The organism is Streptococcus sp. 17.1 (assembly GCF_016648655.1).
Lineage (GTDB): Bacteria > Bacillota > Bacilli > Lactobacillales > Streptococcaceae > Streptococcus > Streptococcus salivarius_E.
Window position 1 is genome coordinate 19019 of record NZ_JACLQM010000017.1, and the last position, 18399, is coordinate 37417.

Below are 18399 nucleotides of genomic sequence, written 5' to 3' on the forward strand. Positions count from 1 at the left end.
AAGTATTTGTTCCTCCTATATAAACTTAAATATTACGGTAGTGTTGTAAGATTTTGAGAAAGACTTCTCTCTCTTTAGCTGAAAATTGCTGGGCAAACTCTTCTTCCTCTTTTCGAAGATAAGATTGACAGGCAGAAGCGATACTAAGGGCTTTATCCGTGAGAACAACCGCCTTTTGCCTTGCATCTTTTGAAGATGTGTGGCGTTCAATCAAGCCTTTCTTCTCCATTCGCTGTAAGAGCACTGTCGTTGTCGAACGCTGAATTTCAAATTCGTGCTCAATGTCACGTTGAAAGACTTCTTGATCCGCATAATTGGTTATAAAATCAATGACAGCCATCTGATTTCCAGTCAAGTCATACTGCCTAGCAAACTGGTCAAAATGACGCATCATATTATTATTGGCTTGTTTTAACAAGCGTCCAAAATGGTCCAAAAAAATGACTCCTTAACTATATTGTTAGCTAACTAGCAGTATAGAAGAATTATTAGCTCAAGTCAATAGATTCTTTCAAAAAATAGAAAACTCAAGGACCTAGAATCCTTGAGTTGCTATATTTAGTCTTTCTTTACAGGAATTTCCTTAATTACACGCGCCGGATTCCCACCTAGAACCACATTGTCACCGAAGGACTTGGTTACCACGGCTCCTGCTCCAGCAACTACATTATCCCCTAAGGTCACTCCTGGGAGGATAGTCACGCCTCCACCGGCCCAGAAATTATCACCGATCGTAATTGGAGCACCATATTCAATGCCTGAATTACGCTCGGTTGGATCAAGCGGATGCAAGGGCGTCAAAAACTGACAATTAGGGCCAATCATGGCATTGTCACCAATCGTGATAGGACAGATATCCAGCATAGTCAAATTCCAGTTGGAATAGAAATTTTCACCAATATGGATATTAACACCGTAATCCGTAACGAACTGAGGATTCATGGCAACATTTTCACCAGTCGAACCAAACCAAGATTTGACAATCTCTGCCCTCTTGAGGCGATCAGGTTCAGCATTAAAGGCCCATTGTTTTTCTCTTGAGCTGGCCGCTAGAGCACGTAACTCAGGATCGCTTGGTTTATAAAAGTCACCTGCAATCATTTTTTCATATTCAGTTGGCATGGCATACTCCTTTTTGCTTCTTCTCCTATATTGTAGTATAGAAGTGATGTTACCACAAGCGAAACTCCCATACAAAAGCAAGTAAAATATTCATTCCCCTTAATTATATATCGATGGTCTCACCAACAGCTAAAACCCTATAACCTGCTGCTTCAACTTCTTTTTTAGTTGTCTTGTAATGACTATAGTCATCAATATGAATGGGATAAATCCTTTTAGGTTGAAGGAGATCATTCATTCGGTTTAACATTTTTAAGTCCATGGTAAATGGGCCACCAAAAGAACCTGATTTTACAGCACCTAAATTAGCAAAAATAGCATCTATATTTTTAGGGACAATTTGGATTAAGTCTGGGTACAAAACAGTATCACCGGTAAAATAAATAACTTTAGTTTCTGACGAACTGGCGATTGTTAGTTGATAGCCATTTACCTTACCAACTATCTTTCGCATGATGTAATTACTGGCATGATAAGCCGGTAATGCTTTTATGGTGATACAGTAGTCAGCGACTTGAAATGCTTGTTCTTCTCCCCATCTTAAAACACTATTATTTAAACATGGCACCCCATCTAAAATTTTCCTATTAGGAGAAATGACCGTCTTCTCTTTCAGATAATCTTTCCCTACATCTTCCAAATGATCTTGATGCCCATGAGTAATTAGCCATACATCAACTTTGCTAAGAAGAGACTCATCCTTATGAACATGAGTTTGTTTCTCGGAGATAAATCCTTTAAACTGAACTAAAGTTCCCTTAGGAGATAAGTCAGGATCAATTCCAATATGAAATTGATTATCAATGGAAATGACGCCACATGCAACGCCACAATAAGTAAACGAAATAGACATAGTACCTCTTTTTATAACGACCATGAATTGAAAAACCAGTCATTAACAATAATGGAATGAGCATTTATGTGCATAGCTCTTGTAACTAGATTATAGTTTTTATCATCAATTTAATCAATGTCTGTTTATGTTTTGACGCCTTCTTTTACGTTTATAATACTTAGTTTCCACAGACCTCAGTTAGGTAATCCACAAAAAAATCCCAAGTGCACTAAGCAACTTGAGATTTTCTTTCTGTCTGGGCATGCCTGAGTCATTCAGGGCTTTATATTATTTGTCCTTTTGATCTTTGTGATCTTTTTTATTTTTCTTTTTACGTCCGTTGCGGCCAAGTCCTAGACCTGTTACCGATACGGTGAAGCCTGCGATATTGATGGTTTCTTCAATCTTACCTTTGCTTGCTTCTTCCTCATTTGAGAGATTAATTGGCATCTTGTGTTTAGAGCCTTTACCCTCAGCTTGACTTGAAACAGGTGCTTCAAAGTCATCGCCTGGTCCATAAGTGACTGGTCCATCATGAGCTTCCACTTGCTCTTCGACTTGGTCGAGAACTTCTAGGTCTTGGATTTCTTCAACAACGATATCGTCTGCCTTGTCTTCCTTAGGTTTACCGTTAATATCGCCTGTAAGCGGGATATAAACAACGGTTTCTTCAAGGTTACGTTGACCTACTGTCTTACCTTCAACCTTGTCCTTATCAGCACTGTAACCTTCTACTTCAGGAGTGATGACTGTTTCAAACTGACCTTTATTTGAAGTCCAGTAGCTTGAACCAAGCTCTTCACCTGTAACCTTATCAATAGTCAAGCTACGTGTCCATTGAGCAGTTTGGATGTTATTGGCAGGAAGTTCTGCTTGTCCATCGCTAGATGTGTAGAGAACTGTGAAGGTTACGTCTTTGATGTAGCTTTCGCGTTCTGGCCATTTGGCACCATCAGGATTTGCTGGATTGATTGGTGTACCAGCTTCTTGGATGTTATCTGGACCTACTTGAACGGTACCATGACGAAGGGTAACCATGAAGTTTTGGTCAACATGAGAATCGCCATCAAAGATAACGCCGTTTGTGAAGCCATCAGCAAGAAGAGTATAACCACGGTCGCTATAGTACTTGATACGTTCGATTGTTGAGTATTCAATCACTTCACCTGATTTACCAAGCAAGTCGACCACTTCAAGTTTCTTACGAGTTGTACCGTCAACATAAGTGACTGTAGCTTTCTGAGCATCCTTGAGGTAAGTAACCACTTCCATGATTTCAGGAGTTTCCACAGAAACATCTGTCATTTCAGCGACTTCTATACGGTCTGGTGTGAATCCGACAACCTCTGGTGAAGGAACAGCTGAGAAGCCAGCTTGAGTACTTGACCATGCTTCATAATTGATAGCACCTGTCACAAGGTTTACATTAGCCAAACGTTTGAAATCAAGAACTTCAACGTAGTCATCGCTAGCCAAGCCACCTTCTTCGAAGACATACTGGATGGTACGTGTCACATCGGCACGGTTTTCAAGCATTTCTACGCTATTTGGCCAAACTGGGCTATTCACATCATTTGGATCTACGACTTCACCTGCAACTGGTGCTGGCATATCTGGGTCGATAAGAACCAAACGTTCACGAAGAACCACTTCGAAGACTTGATCAAAGTCAGAATCACCGTTGTAAGTGTGGTCAAAGGCTTCTGCATAACCATCGTTGACAAGTTCATAACCTTGTTTGAGCAAGTTTGCGATTTGTTCATCAGTAGAGTAGTCAATCTTCTCACCTGAGCTTCCGACAACAACATCACGAGTCAATTCTGACTTATCAAGCTCATTCATGTAAAGGATAATAGCTTTTTGCTCATCCTTAGCATAAACCACGTTGGTATCTTGACCTGGGTGTTCTGGAGTAATAAAGGCCTTTTCAGAAATGTAACCAAGAACATCTGGAACGACTGTTTCCATAGCCATGGTTGGATCTTCTGGATCATTGTTATAGCTTGGAGTAGGTGCATTTTCAATAGGTGTACCATACTCATCTACTGGAATAATCTTACCAAGTTCTGTGTAAGTAACTGTATCTTCCACTTCTGGAAGGTCTGGTCGAACTTCAAGTCCACCAGCTTGACGTTTATCTGCATAGAAGCCTTCAACTACAGGAACTTCTACAACATCATAAGTGAAGCTGTCTTGATCCCAAGTGCTTGTTTGTTCCACTTGGTTAAACTTACCGTGGAAGCTGAAGCTATCTTGAATGTTGATAACTGGATCTTTGTAGCCAGCACCTTGGAAGGTAACCGTTTGTTTCGTATCTTGTGTGATATCATCCAAGATTGGTTCGTAAACCAAGGTTTGGTCCATGCTGAGGTCAATTGGCAATACCAATTCACTTTCAGCCTGGTAGCCGGCAACTTGTGGTGCTGGTGTTTCAATAACTTGCGTAGCATCTTGAGGATCATTAGCATAATGAACTGGTTCTGCATCCGCGATTGGATTACCAAAGGTATCAACAGGGATAATCTTACCGAGTTCTTTATAGACAACACTGTCTGTAGCTTCTGGTTTATCAGGTGTAACAATCTGCATACCAGCCACTGCCTTGTCCGCATAGTAACCTTCGATAACTGGGACATTAACCTTAGCAAAGGTATAGCTGTCTTGATCCCAAGTGTAAGTGTCTTCTGCTTGATTGTACTTACCAGTGAAAGTAAAGTCAGACTGGATATTAACAGACGGTGTTGCTTCGCCAGCTCCTTTGAAGAAGACCGTTTGCAAGGTTGGTTGCGTTACATCTTCAAGGATTGGAGCGTACTCAACAAGAATATCGTCTGTCAAGCTCTCAGGCATGACACTTTGTTGCATTGGACGGTAACCCGGAATGTGAGGAACAAGTGTCTCACTAACCTTAGTTGGGTTATTGGCATCGTTGTTGAAGGTTGGCGTTGGAACGTTTGGAATCAAGCGTCCATTTGCATCAATAGGAATGATTTTACCAAGTGGAACGTAGGTAATGGTTTCTTCGATGTTATCTTCAGTAACTTCTCTACCTTTAACTTCTACTCTATCTGCAAAATAGCCTAAAACAACTGGTGCATAGATGTCATAATACTTGGTCTTGTTTGGTGACCATTCTGTCTCGTCAACAAGCTCACCTGTGACCTTGTCAAAGGTAAGGGTACGGACCCAATAGGCCTTTTGCACATCGGCATCTGGTAAATCCGCATTGCCGTCTGTACTCTTGTAAAAGACTGTGAAGCTTACTTCTTTTTCGTAAGCATACTTAGATGGCCACTTAGGTCCATCTGGATTATTAGGATTGATTGGAGTATCTGGGACTTGCTCATGGTCAGGCCCTACCTTGGCAACATCGTGTTGCAAGAGGACAAACCACTCTTGATCATCAATATCCTTATCATCAAAAATGGCATCTTTAGGGAATTCGTCCTGAATCAAGTCATATCCCATGTCCTTGAAAGTCTTGATACGTGTTGCTGTTCCGTATTCAATCGCTTCACCCAATTCCCCGGTCAACTGGTCACTAACCAAGTAAGCACCGGTAGTTTCATCAATATAAGTGATGCTGGCTTTCTTGAAAATTTTACGATACACAACCGGAGTATCCCCTCCTGGTTTGTTCGGTACTACACTTTTAATATCTGTCATATAATCTTGAACAGCTGGTGTTGCTGTCTCACCCGCCTTTCGTGGATCTTTTTTGTTATTGTTATACTGCTTAGTCAAAGCACCTGGAATATATTCCCCATCTTCTGTCACAGGGATAATGCGTCCCAATTTCCTATAGGTCACATGTTCCGTTACCGTTGGCACATAGGGTGTGACAACGTTAAAACCCGCTTCTTTTTGGTCAGCGAAATAGCCCTGGACAACTGGTACCGATATCTTAGGATAGGTATAACTGTCCTTGTCCCATTCGATTAAGCCAGTCTTCCTATCTCTAGTCCCCGTAAAAACATGATTTTCCATGACTTCAGGGTCTGGAGTTTTAGAATCTGCTCCTTGAAAAATAATCTCTTGCTTAGATGGAATCCTCACGGTTTCCGATTGGGCATGATTATCAAAGAGGGCTTCGTCAGCTCTAGCAAAATCTAATGGAGAGGGGGCACTGTGGTCAGAGCGACTTTTTGGGTTAGTCAATAATTTAGAAAGATCTATAGTATCAACTAAATCAGAGTCCGCTGATTTATGTGCAATATGCTCTTCAGCAGTTCTTGCTGCTGCTTCAGTCGCATCTTCCCTATAGGCTCTCAAAAATACTCCCCCTTTCTTCTTTTTATGAGAAATAAAATCCTATACTTGCTAAGTTCTCATGGAAATCTTTTCTATTAAGATTTCATTTTCCCTCGGAGAAACTAACAAGTTCTTATCAAAGATTAAAATTTTTGATATCTCTTATATATACTATAATACGAGAATCGAATTTTTACAAGTAAGGTGTAAGAACTTTAATCATTTTAACCCCTAAGTAAAAAAATAGCGCTTTAATGTGCAATATCTATCAAGTAGTTTATGAAAGTGACATCAAAATGAGATTACCCCGACAACTTAAATGATGAGTCTTTAATGGAGTTTTCTCTCCCTAAAGACACTCTCATAAGAAATAGACTATAAACTATCACAACTACTTCTCATCTTTGAAAGACTAGAACCTTACCTCAGTTGTAAGGGAACAACCTAAGAGAATGGCACAGAGAAGGTCTGTGCCTAGTCCTCGACTATGGAATGCCAATGAATAACTAGCATTACTTTTAGTATAGATTGACTTTTACGCTTCGTCAATAGATTGGAACCATTTAATGAAATTCCCCAGTTTCTCAAGTTTCTCGTATTAAGTTATAAATAACTAATAGCTTTTTTAGCATGATTACTTTTTCATGGAACTACAGATGTAATGATTACTATCAGACTATCATGACTAACTCAAGATGGTTTTAAAATCACTTGTTCAGCCATCATTAAATCCTTAATGAAATCCGAACATGCCATAAAAACCGAGACTACTGTCTCGGTTCATACAGTTTGGAAACGATTAGATTTGTCCTCGGCCTTGAGCGTCAAAGTAAACCCACCATCCTGGACTCACTTCAACCCAACGGTTAACAGCCATCTCACCTGAATTTGGATCATAGTAACGAACAACGCCGTTCACACGAACCAAATGACCTTTGATTTGCTTACCATTGTTATCAAAGAGGAGGTTTTGACCATTGATAGTAACCATGCCTTTGACAGCATTACCATTACCATCGAAGTAATACCAGCTACCATCGATTTCATGGAATTGATTACGGTAAAGCTCACCTGAGTTTACATCATAGTAACGAAGGTTGCCATCAACATTAGCCAAAGCACCTTTCACTTGACGACCATTTTGATCAAAGTAGAGGTTTTGACCATTGATATTTTGTGAACCTTTTACGGCTGCTCCATCATTATTGAAGTAAGCCCAAACACCTGGTTCAATTTCAGCAAAACGGTTGCGAGCCATTTCGCCTGAGTTAGCATCATAGTAACGGATAGTGCCGTTCTCATTAACGGTACGACCTTTAACTTGGACACCATTGTTGTCGAAGAAGAGTTCTTGACCATTAATGTTTTGGTGACCTGTTACACGTTTACCGTTACCATCATAGTAAGCCCAAACGTTATTACCAATTTGAACGAATTGGTTACGTCCTGATGCATTATTATTGTTATCTGGTTTTGGATCTTGTTTGCCGTTTGCATTCAAGACACCGTTTTGGTCATAGTAGAAGACTTGACCTCTACGGTTTTGACGGTAACCATCACGCAACTGCACACCATTAGCAAGGAAGAAGTATTGTTTGCCATCAATAGTCTTTTCACCGATTGCCATGCGGCCTGTGTTATCAAAGTAGTAAACATTTCCGTCGTTATCTTTGATGAAGGCATTCTTAGCACGTTTGCCATCGTTATAACGATAGTAAACACTGCCCCAGCTCTTCTCGAACTTACCACTACCATCACCGTTTTGGTTGTCGTTGTTAGTTGATTGGTTGCTTCCGACTACTTTTGGAAGGCTAACTTTACCACCATTTGTACCATAGTAACCACTTAGACCATTCTTAAGCACGTACTCTGAACCACGGTCAAGAATATTAGTACCATTCATGTACTTCGCAGACCACTGTGTAATCTTCTCGTCAGTAGTCATACGTTTACCAGTAGAGATTTGAACACGGTCAAAGATTTGTGGGTAAAGACGTTTCAATTCATCAAGGAAGGCACCACCATATTTACCTTGGTAGTCGTTACCAAAAGTACGTGTCTTAGCAGCATAGAGGCTATGATTGATGATTGCACCGTCTTTAGTTTCACCATAGTTATTAACACGAGTTGCAGTGACCACTTCATCACCCGGAAGGTTGTAGATTTGGTCTGGAACCCAGTCAGCAATCGCTGAGATACCTACAGCGTGGAGCGATTTAAGAGCTGCTTTCAAGTCAGCCAATGAACCGTACTTGTTGTCCTTACTCATACCAATGTCATAACGGTCTGTAAAGGCATAACCATTTTGGATGACTGAGTCAAGGAAGCTACCGTCATCACTTGAAACGTATTGTGGGGCAAATTCGAATGATGTGATACCCCATGATTTGAAGAGGTTTGCATTTTCAGCAATCTTCTTATTAGTGTATTGTGATGAATCTTGGACGAAGTCTTGGAAGTTAGAGAAACCTTCGTAGATAACTTGTGAATCAAGGGCAGCATTTGATTCGTAAACCAAACCACTGCTGTTCTTTTCTTTACTTGGTGCCACACGCACGTCTTGAGTTTCAGAAGCACCTACTGGTACCCAAACCGCAAGGTAACCATCAACTTGAGGGTTACGAATACCACGGATTTCGCTTGCATTAAATGTCAAATTACCGTTACCATCAGTGTATTTGACAATACCGTTAGCATCGCTGTCATTCAAGTAAGTAGCCACACCATCCTTTGTTGTCAAAAGCAATGGGCGATAAGCTTGGTTACGGTGAGCCGCACCCATGTTAATAGTCAAGTTACTTGTCAAACGAAGGGCAGGTTGGTTTGAAACGATAACTGCCATACCTTGGTTACGTGTTTCTGCTGTACCAGCATCAGAAGCACTGTTAGCCCCTGTACCATAACGTACAGAAGTCAAGACACCTGCAGCATCCCAACCATTAGTATTACCATAACCGATGTAGTTAACCTTCATATCTTGACCACCAGCTGCATAGCGGATACGGCCTTTCAAGAGGGTTTCAATAGCATCGTAATATGGTGATTTTTGAGCCATATATTGACCATCATCTGTGTACATGTCTCCATAGTAAACACGTGGCACAGTGTCCTTATGCGTAAGCATCAAGGCATATGCTGATGGGATATTATATTGTGTGTACTGCTTGTTAGCGCTACGCATGTCTCTGTTGTAGATTTCAAAGGCTTTCTTCATTTCATCAAGAGTGAAGGTATTCCCTGTTGATTGAGGGTTGATTTCATTTTTGATGATTTGACCAATGATTGATTGTACCTCAGAGTCGTGAGCACGCACAAAGGCGTAGTTAGCCATACGTTTAGAGTTTTTACCACTTTCAGAACGGTCATTCATACTATTTGAAATGAGTGGTTCAACTCCTGAACGGTTACCGATTGGACGCAAGAGTGAATATACCAATGCCAAGTGCATAGGGTCATCCATTGGCAATTGAGCACCTTTAGTGTCTTCATTGTAGTATGGGTCATTGTGAGACCATGCTTCCAAGATAGACATGTGTTTAATGGCTTGATCTTGACTTTGATCAGCACCATATTTAGCTTTGAAGTAATCTGAAGCAATTTGGAGAAGGTCGGCATTGACATTATCCACGGCATCGACACGAACACCATCGAAGTTTTCATCTTCAGAACCACCAGTGATAGTACCGATGTTCATGATGTAGTGGAGCCAGTTCAACTGCTCAGCTTGAACCGCAGGGTTTGAGTTATCGATATCATTAGCCAACAAGAACTCGAAACCACCGTTGCTTGTATCCTTAGTATACTTAGGATTGCGTTTACCTGTTTGGCTAGTCGGTGTGCGGTTCAGGAGACGGTAGTCTGAGTTAGCCTGGCTTGTACGACTGTCGTTGTTATAAAGAAGGGCACCACCTTGCAAGTGGTCACTGTTATCAAGGTTTTCAGAAGTTGAATTCCAACCAGGTTGAGTCTTCACGAAATTTTTGATAGTTGTACGCAACCAGTTAGTGTTGCCTTCACGCGCAATACGTTCCTCAATACGCTTTTGAACTTCAAGCGCTGCTTGGTCCATTTGAGTTTGTGAACTGTATGATGTGTAGGTTTGATTCGTACCAAGACCTTGCTCCTTCATGTAGTTAAGGTAGCTCGCTTGGATAGCCTTACTTGGCCACCAAACCGTAAGCAATGGACGTTTGTCATTTTCACTTGAGGCAGTCCACTCTTTACCGTCTTTCAAGATTTCTTTTGGACGGTACCATGTGTTGGCAGTGAAGTAACCGTCAACAAGTTCGATATCTTTATCAGTTGTACCATAAAAGGCATTCTTATCGCCATTTACAGTAACGTTTGTGTTTGTGCTATCAGCTGATGAACCTGTTCCACCGTTCTTGTCGAAACGGTATTCTTTTTGATTAGACAATTCACCAGTTTCAGCGTTGAAGTATTGGCTTCCGCCGTTACGTTCAAGGACATAGTTCTTACGAATAGTGCCGTCATCTTCAACGTAGTATTGTTTTCCATCAATTGTTTTGATGTGACTTGGACCATCAGTTACGACATTGTTAGTTGCTGGAAGGTCGTTGTTTACTACTGTGACAGTATTGTTGGCATTATTTGTATTGCCGTTAACTGGGGTAGCACGACGGCCTCCTGTAGGACCACGTCGAGCACCAGTCGCACGACGTTCACGTGTCGCTGCGCGATCAGTAACTGTTGTTGTGTCAGTTGTAGTATTGTTATTTGTTGTATCAACAGCTGTATCATTGGTTGCTGTTGTATCTGTTGTAGTTGCCGCACGATCAGTACCGACTGGCGCTGCCGTATCAACAGCATTCGCTACAACTGTATTTGTTGTATCAGTTGTCAAATCGAAAGTTGCTGTTGGAGCTGCTTGGTCAGTTGTGACATCGTTTGTCGCTGCAACTGCTGTAGTTGGATCCTGAGCAGCCGTTGTATCGTTAGATACAGTACCCGTATCAACAGTAATATCGGGGATAGCTACAGTAGCATCCGTGTGTTCGTCGGCCTGAACGACACCGTCGTTAGTCCCTAAAGAAACCGCTGAGACTGCACCGAGCGACATCCCTGTAACTGCGATGGTTACCCATTGTTTCTTAACTTTGTGCATTTTATAATGTACTTTTTTGTCCATAATAAAAAGACTCCTTTTTCCCATTTATAGCTTCATTCTAAATCATTGAAAGCTTTTTTTCAATAAGATTCGATAAATTTTCATAATTTTTAGAAAAGTCCTTTTGTTGTTTTAATGACATTAGCTTTAAATGAGTATTTAGAAATATAAAAATGGTCATTTTAGTTCATTGAGAAACAGAAAACTGACACTCTATGGCTATTTAGAATGATTATTGATAAGGTACTTCTTTTAATGGGATTACAAGGAAATCTAATGAAAATTCACAAAATCCTTAAGGCACTTCTCTCAAAGCGACAAAAAATACCATCCTTACCAAACCATTAGGTCTGTTAAGATGGTGTCTTTTTTAGTCTAGCTTCTCATATAAAAACTAAATTCTAACTATCTAAGCGACTCATTACTTACCGAGGTGTAAGGGCTTTAAATTGGGGCACTATAGTGCCAGTAAGAAAGCAGAACATCGAGCAATAATTCATCTTATAAAAATGGCTCAAAAGCCTATCGATCTTGCTGAAACTAAGGTAAAAAAGAAGTATAATAAAGGTGAAAAGAGTTAACCTATTTAGATACAAATAGAGGGGTAGGTGAGAAAGATGTCAGTACAACATACAAACTTCAACACAAGCCAAGATAAGGGTAAGACTGGTCAAGAGTTCAATAATCAAGAGCTCATTAAGAAGAATGCTCCAGACAACAGGGCTGCTTCTATTTTCCTTGCAGTCGCTTTTTATTTAGCTATCGTTTATCTTGCCTTATTTTTGCTCTTAGGACTGTCAAATCCTTGGGGAATGATTGTAATCCTTTTTCTACGTTATAGCTTGATTAGTTTTATCATTGCAACCATCTTAATAGGAAAAGGCCTTAAAAAAGAAAATATAGTTTTGTTATACTCAAGCAATGTTTTTTATCTTGCTTCAACCCTTTTGGCTTATGACCCTGCCTGGAGACCTTATCGAGTCACACCATTTCTCATAACCCTTCTTGTAACAGTGGGAACAGTCATGTATAAACAAGATAATGAGCAAGACAACAAATAAGAGACCATGTTCAAGTGGTCTCTTATTTTTATGTAGTCATTAGTATTTCAAAAAGTCAGTACCATTTTGAACCTTTCACAACATCTCTAAATCAAAAAAACACCTCCTAGCTAGAATGGTTATCTAACATGAAGGTGTTTTTATTGTGCTTATCTAAGCATTGCAAAGACTCTTACAATTCAGAAATACGAATAATCTTCGTCCTATTCTTCATTTTTCTTACGTTTGGCAAGAAATCCAAGACCAGTTGCAGTTGCCAAGGCACCCAAGGCCATACCTAATGATGAGTTTTCCTCACCAGTCTTCGGAAGTGCTTGGCTACCACGTTTGTGCTTAGGATCTCTCACTTCAGAAATTGATTCTGAAGTAGACACTGAAGCACTTGTTGATGCTGAGGCTGAAAGACTTGCTGATGTACTCAATGAAGTTGAAATACTTGTTGAAGTGCTTGTGCTTTCAGAAGCACTCAAGAATGCCGATGTAGAAGCGGACTCGGAGACTGAAGCGGAGGCGCTCGCTGATTCTGACGCACCTACTGAGGCTGACGTAGATACTGAAGCGGATACGCTCGCTGATTCTGACGCTGAGACTGAAGCAGATGTGCTTGCTGATACAGACTCGGATGCACTTTCACTTTGTGATTCGCTCAACGATACAGACTCACTAGCTGAAATCGAAGTACTTACTGAGGTTGACACAGACTGTGATTCTGAGACTGACTCACTTACTGAAGTTGATTCTGAGTTTGAAATGGATTCTGATTCAGACACAGACGCACTCTCTGAAACGGACTTGGAGTTCGATACTGACTGCGACTCTGAAATTGAGACACTTACTGAAGTCGATTCTAAGGCTGAGACTGAAGCGGATGTACTTGCTGACGCTGATGTACTCAATGACGTTGAAGTACTTGTGCTTTCAGAGGCACTCAAGAATACTGATGTAGATGCTGACTCGGATACTGAAACGCTTGATGAAGCAGTTTCTGATGCAGATGCACTTGCACTTTGCGATTCGCTCAACGATACAGACTCACTTGTTGAAATCGAAGAACTTTCTGAAGCGGCTGCGCTTGCTGATTCTGACGCTGAGACTGAAGTTGAAACTGAGTTTGAAATAGACTGTGATGCTGAGACAGAAGCACTTTCTGATGCAGACACTGAATTAGAGACTGATTGTGATCCTGAAACAGATGCATTCAATGACGCTGACTCACTCAAGGATGCTGATTCAGAAGCCAAAACTGATGCACTTGTGCTCTGTGATTCACTCAAGGATACAGACTCACTAGCTGAAACTGAAGCACTTAATGATGCTGACTCTGAGTTTGACTCAGATTGTGATGTTGACGTTGATTCACTCTCTGAAGTCGAAACTGAATTTGATTCTGATTGTGAAGCTGATGTCGATTCACTTTCTGACGATGACTCTGAAGTTGAGGCAGATTGTGATTCTGATACATAGGCTGAGACTGAAGCTGAAACTGAGTTTGAAATAGACTGTGATGCTGAGACAGAAGCACTTTCTGATGCAGACACTGAATTAGAGACTGACTGTGATCCTGAAACAGATGCACTCAATGACGCCGACTCACTCAAGGATGCTGAGTTAGATGTCGAAACCAATTCACTTGTTGAAATGAAGCTTGAAGCCGAGTTCGAAACAGATTCAACAGTTGAAATAATCGCAGAAATTGAAGCACTGAAAGCTTGAGACTGACTTTCAAATACAGAAGCACTTAATGAGCTCGAAGTACTCAATGATACTGATTCAGAAGCCGAAACTGATGCACTCGTGCTCTGCGATTCACTCAATGATGCTGACTCACTAGCTGAAACTGATGCACTTTCTGACGCTGATTCTGAATTAGATACAGACTGTGATTCAGAAACTGAGGCACTCTCTGATGCTGATTCGGAGTTAGATACAGACTGTGATTCTGAGATTGATTCACTTACTGACGCTGACTCTGAAGTTGAAGCAGACTGTGATTCAGAAACTGATGCACTTAATGACGCTGAAACTGAGTTTGACTCGGATTGTGAAGCTGATATTGACTCGCTCTCTGACGCTGAAACTGAGTTTGAAATAGACTGTGATGCTGAGACAGAAGCACTTGTTGATGCAGACACTGAATTAGAGACTGATTGTGATCCAGAAACGGATGCACTCAATGACGCCGACTCACTCAATGATGCTGAATTAGATGTCGAAATCGATTCACTTGTTGAAATGAAGCTTGAAGCCGAGTTCGAAATAGACTCAACAGTTGAAATGATTGTAGAAATTGAAGCACTGAAGGCTTGAGATTGACTTTCAAATACAGAAGCACTTAATGAGCTCGATGTACTCAATGATGCTGATTCAGAAGCCGAAACGGATGCGCTTGTGCTCTGTGATTCACTCAATGATGATGACTCACTAACTGAAACTGATGCACTTACTGACGATGAAACTGAGTTTGAGACTGATTGTGACTCAGAAATTGATTCGCTTACAGATGCTGATTCTGAGTTTGAGACTGATTGCGACTCAGAGACTGACTCACTCTCTGAAGCTGACTCATAATTTGAGACTGATTGTGAATCCGAAATTGACGCACTTACTAAGGCTGACTCTGAAGTTGAAGCGGATTGTGACTCAGATACTGACGCACTTTCTGATGCGGATTCTGAGTTAGACTCTGATTGTGATTCTGATACAGAAGCACTTACTGACGATGACTCGGAATTAGACACTGATTGTGATTCGCTTACTGATGCACTTTCTGATGCGGATTCGAAAGTTGAGACAGATTGTGATTCAGACACTGATGCACTCTCTGAGGCTGATTCTGAGTTTGAAACAGACTGTGATTCAGAAATTGATTCACTTACTGACGATGATTCTGAATTAGACACTGATTGTGATTCAGACACTGACGCACTCAATGATGCTGACCCAGAATTTGAAACAGACTGTGATTCTGAAACTGAAGCACTCTCTGAAGCGGATTCAGAATTTGATACAGATTGTGATTCTGAAATTGATTCACTTACTGAGGCTGACTCTGAATTTGAAACCGATTGTGACTCAGATACTGAAGCACTTTCTGAAGCTGACTCTGAGTTTGAGACAGACTGTGATTCCGAAACTGACTCACTCTCTGAAGTTGAAACGGAATTCGACTCTGATTGTGACTCAGAGATTGACGCACTTTCTGAAGTCGAAACTGAATTTGATTCGGATTGTGACGCTGATGTCGACTCACTCTCTGAGGCTGAAACTGAATTTGATTCGGATTGTGAAGCTGATGTCGACTCACTCTCTGAGGCTGACTCTGAGTTGGAAACAGACTGTGATTCAGACACTGACGCACTTACATAGGATGACTCAGAAGTTGATACTGATTGTGATGTCGACGTTGAGGCACTTTCTGAAGCTGAGACTGAATTTGACTCCAACTGTGATGTTGATGTTGACGCACTTACTGAGGCTGAAGTTGAGTTCGACTCAGACTGAGATGTTGAAGTTGAGGCACTTTCTGAAGTAGAAACTGAGTTTGACTCGGATTGTGATGCTGATGTCGACTCACTCTCTGAAGTCGAAACTGAATTCGATTCCAGTTGTGATGTGCTTACTGATGCACTTTCTGAAGCTGAAACTGAATTTGACTCGGATTGTGATGTTGACGTTGAGGCACTTTCTGAAGCTGAGACTGAGTTTGACTCGGATTGTGATGCTGATGTTGATTCACTCTCTGAAGTCGAAACTGAGTTTGACTCGGATTGCGATGTTGATGTTGATTCGCTCTCAGAGGTAGAAACTGAGTTTGACTCGGATTGTGATGTCGACATTGACTCGCTCTCTGAAGTCGAAACTGAATTCGACTCGGATTGTGACGCTGATGTTGACTCACTTTCTGACGATGACTCGGAAGTTGAGGCAGATTGTGATTCTGAAATTGATTCACTTACTGACGATGAAACTGAGTTCGATTCAGACTGTGAAGCTGAAACTGATTCACTTACTGACGCTGATTCGAAGTTTGAAACAGACTGTGATTCTGAAACTGACGCACTTAATGAAGCGGATTCGGAATTAGACACTGATTGTGATTCTGAAATTGATTCACTTACTGATGCTGACTCTGAGTTTGAGACAGACTGTGATTCTGAAATGGATTCACTTAATGACGCTGACTCTGATGTTGAAGCAGACTGTGATGCTGAGACTGATTCACTTACTGATGCTGATTCGGAATTTGAGACAGACTGTGATTCTGAAACTGACGCACTTAATGACGCTGATTCTGAAGTTGAAGCAGACTGTGATGCTGAAATGGATTCACTTACTGACGCTGATTCGGAATTAGACACTGATTGTGATTCAGAAACTGATGCACTCTCTGAGACTGATTCGGAATTAGATACAGACTGTGATTCTGAAACTGATGCACTCTCTGACGCTGATTCTGAAGTAGACACTGATTGTGAGACTGAAACAGACGCACTTACATAGGCTGACTCGGAAGTTGAAACAGACTGTGATGCTGAAAATGACTCACTTGTTGAAGCTGATTCTGAATTTGAAACAGACTGTGATTCTGAATTTGATTCACTTTCTGAAGTAGAAACTGAGTTTGACTCGGATTGTGACATTGATGTCGACTCACTCTCTGAGGTAGAAACTGAATTCGATTCGGATTGTGAAGCTGACGTTGATTCACTCTCTGAAGTAGAAACTGAGTTCGATTCAGACTGTGAAGCTGAAACTGATTCACTTAGTGAGGCTGATTCTGAATTTGAAACAGACTGTGATTCTGAAACTGATGCACTTTCTGAGGCTGATTCTGAGTTTGATACAGACTGTGATTCAGAAACTGATGCACTTTCTGAGGCTGATTCGGAGTTTGAAACAGACTGTGATTCAGAAACTGATGCACTCTCTGACGCTGATTCGGAGTTTGAAGCAGACTGTGATTCTGAAACTGATGCACTTTCTGAGGCTGATTCGGAGTTTGATACAGACTGTGATTCAGAAACTGACGCACTCTCTGATGCTGATTCTGAGTTAGACACTGATTGTGAGTCGCTTACTGATACACTTACTGATTCTGACTCTGAGTTTGAAACAGACTGTGATTCAGAAACTGATGCACTCTCTGACGCTGATTCGGAGTTTGATACAGACTGTGATTCTGAGACAGACGCACTTTCTGATGCTGACTCTGAGTTAGACACTGATTGTGATTCAGATACAGACGCACTTTCTGATGCTGACTCGGAATTAGACACTGATTGTGATTCGCTGACTGATGCACTCTCTGACGCTGACTCGGAATTAGATACTGATTGTGATTCGCTGACTGATGCACTCTCTGACGCTGATTCGGAGTTTGATACAGACTGTGATTCTGAGACAGATGCACTCTCTGACGCTGATTCACTTTCTGAAGTAGAAACTGAGTTTGACTCAGATTGTGATGCTGATGTCGACTCACTTTCTGACGCTGAAACTGAGTTTGATTTGGATTGTGATGTCGATGTTGACTCACTCTCTGAAGTAGAAACTGAGTTTGACTCGGATTGTGACGCTGACGTTGATTCGCTCTCAGAGGTAGAAACTGAGTTTGATTCGGATTGTGACGCTGACGTTGATTCACTCTCTGAGGTAGAAACTGAATTCGATTCGGATTGTGACGCTGACGTTGATTCACTCTCTGAGGCTGAAACTGAATTTGATTCTGATTGTGATGCTGACGTTGATTCACTTTCTGAAGTTGAAACTGAATTTGATTCTGATTGTGATGCTGATGTCGACTCACTTTCTGAAGTAGAAACTGAGTTTGACTCGGATTGTGACGCTGACGTTGATTCACTTTCTGAAGTAGAAACTGAGTTTGACTCGGATTGTGATGTTGACGTTGACTCACTCTCTGAAGTTGAAACTGAGTTTGACTCGGATTGTGACATTGATGTCGACTCACTCTCTGAGGTAGAAACTGAATTCGATTCGGATTG

11 protein-coding genes and 1 pseudogene are annotated in these 18399 nt (G+C 41.1%); 6 read left to right on the top strand and 6 right to left on the bottom strand.

All coding sequences use genetic code 11. The features are described 5' to 3' along the window. Positions 1-25 precede the first annotated feature (25 nt). The 5 genes from H7T99_RS08955 to H7T99_RS08975 all read right to left on the bottom strand — a co-directional run bounded on the left by H7T99_RS08955 (position 26) and on the right by H7T99_RS08975 (position 11357). A complete protein-coding gene (locus tag H7T99_RS08955; protein ID WP_037602327.1) occupies positions 26-436 on the bottom strand; it encodes a MarR family winged helix-turn-helix transcriptional regulator in 411 nt (136 codons plus the stop codon). A gap of 122 nt (positions 437-558) precedes the next feature. Continuing rightward, positions 559-1122, bottom strand: coding sequence for a sugar O-acetyltransferase (locus tag H7T99_RS08960; protein WP_002886933.1), 564 nt, complete (start codon positions 1120-1122; stop codon positions 559-561). Between the two features lie 103 nt (positions 1123-1225). Continuing rightward, positions 1226-1975, bottom strand: a complete 750-nt coding sequence (locus H7T99_RS08965; protein WP_037602329.1) for an MBL fold metallo-hydrolase — start codon at positions 1973-1975, stop codon at positions 1226-1228. 270 nt (positions 1976-2245) lie between these two features. Beyond that, positions 2246-6229: a mucin-binding protein gene (locus H7T99_RS08970; protein WP_037602331.1), complete on the bottom strand. Its 3984-nt coding sequence runs from the start codon at positions 6227-6229 to the stop codon at positions 2246-2248. A gap of 778 nt (positions 6230-7007) precedes the next feature. After that, entirely contained in the window at positions 7008-11357 is a 4350-nt protein-coding gene (locus H7T99_RS08975; RefSeq protein WP_037602333.1) for a glycoside hydrolase family 70 protein, read from the bottom strand. Positions 11358-11953: 596 nt separating this feature from the next. On the opposite strand from H7T99_RS08975, the gene H7T99_RS08980 reads away from it, so the two are divergent. Further along, complete coding sequence (locus H7T99_RS08980) at positions 11954-12397, top strand: hypothetical protein (RefSeq protein WP_037602335.1); 444 nt, start codon at positions 11954-11956, stop codon at positions 12395-12397. Positions 12398-12600: 203 nt separating this feature from the next. On the opposite strand, the gene H7T99_RS10680 is transcribed toward H7T99_RS08980, so the two are convergent. Beyond that, the gene (locus H7T99_RS10680) at positions 12601-12819 is read right to left on the bottom strand and encodes an LPXTG cell wall anchor domain-containing protein (protein ID WP_311628261.1); all 219 of its coding nucleotides are present in this window, start codon (positions 12817-12819) and stop codon (positions 12601-12603) included. A 28-nt stretch (positions 12820-12847) separates the two neighbouring features. Here H7T99_RS10680 and H7T99_RS10685 point away from each other — a divergent pair, with 28 nt between their 5' ends. From H7T99_RS10685 to H7T99_RS10705, 5 genes and pseudogenes are all read left to right on the top strand, one after another. Then, positions 12848-13861 carry a hypothetical protein gene (locus H7T99_RS10685; RefSeq protein WP_260315523.1) on the top strand — a complete coding sequence of 338 codons (1014 nt, stop codon included), beginning with the start codon at positions 12848-12850 and terminating at the stop codon, positions 13859-13861. A gap of 330 nt (positions 13862-14191) precedes the next feature. Beyond that, positions 14192-14704 (top strand): hypothetical protein, encoded by a 513-nt coding sequence (locus H7T99_RS10690; RefSeq protein ID WP_060972868.1) that lies wholly within the window; start codon positions 14192-14194, stop codon positions 14702-14704. 81 nt (positions 14705-14785) lie between these two features. Further along, the gene (locus H7T99_RS10695) at positions 14786-14965 is read left to right on the top strand and encodes a hypothetical protein (protein WP_060972869.1); all 180 of its coding nucleotides are present in this window, start codon (positions 14786-14788) and stop codon (positions 14963-14965) included. Between the two features lie 1044 nt (positions 14966-16009). Next, positions 16010-16897, top strand: a complete 888-nt coding sequence (locus H7T99_RS10700) for a hypothetical protein (protein ID WP_215671874.1) — start codon at positions 16010-16012, stop codon at positions 16895-16897. Between the two features lie 1008 nt (positions 16898-17905). Then, positions 17906-18399 (top strand): annotated as a pseudogene (locus tag H7T99_RS10705) (YSIRK signal domain/LPXTG anchor domain surface protein); the annotation flags it as partial.

Excerpts from the sequence above, each read along its gene's own strand:
- H7T99_RS08960 (WP_002886933.1), bottom strand. The coding sequence starts at position 1,122 with ATGCCAACTGAATATGAAAAAATGATTGCAGGTGACTTTTATAAACCA.
- H7T99_RS08965 (WP_037602329.1), bottom strand. The coding sequence starts at position 1,975 with ATGTCTATTTCGTTTACTTATTGTGGCGTTGCATGTGGCGTCATTTCC.
- H7T99_RS08975 (WP_037602333.1), bottom strand. The coding sequence starts at position 11,357 with ATGGACAAAAAAGTACATTATAAAATGCACAAAGTTAAGAAACAATGG.
- H7T99_RS08980 (WP_037602335.1), top strand. The coding sequence starts at position 11,954 with ATGTCAGTACAACATACAAACTTCAACACAAGCCAAGATAAGGGTAAG.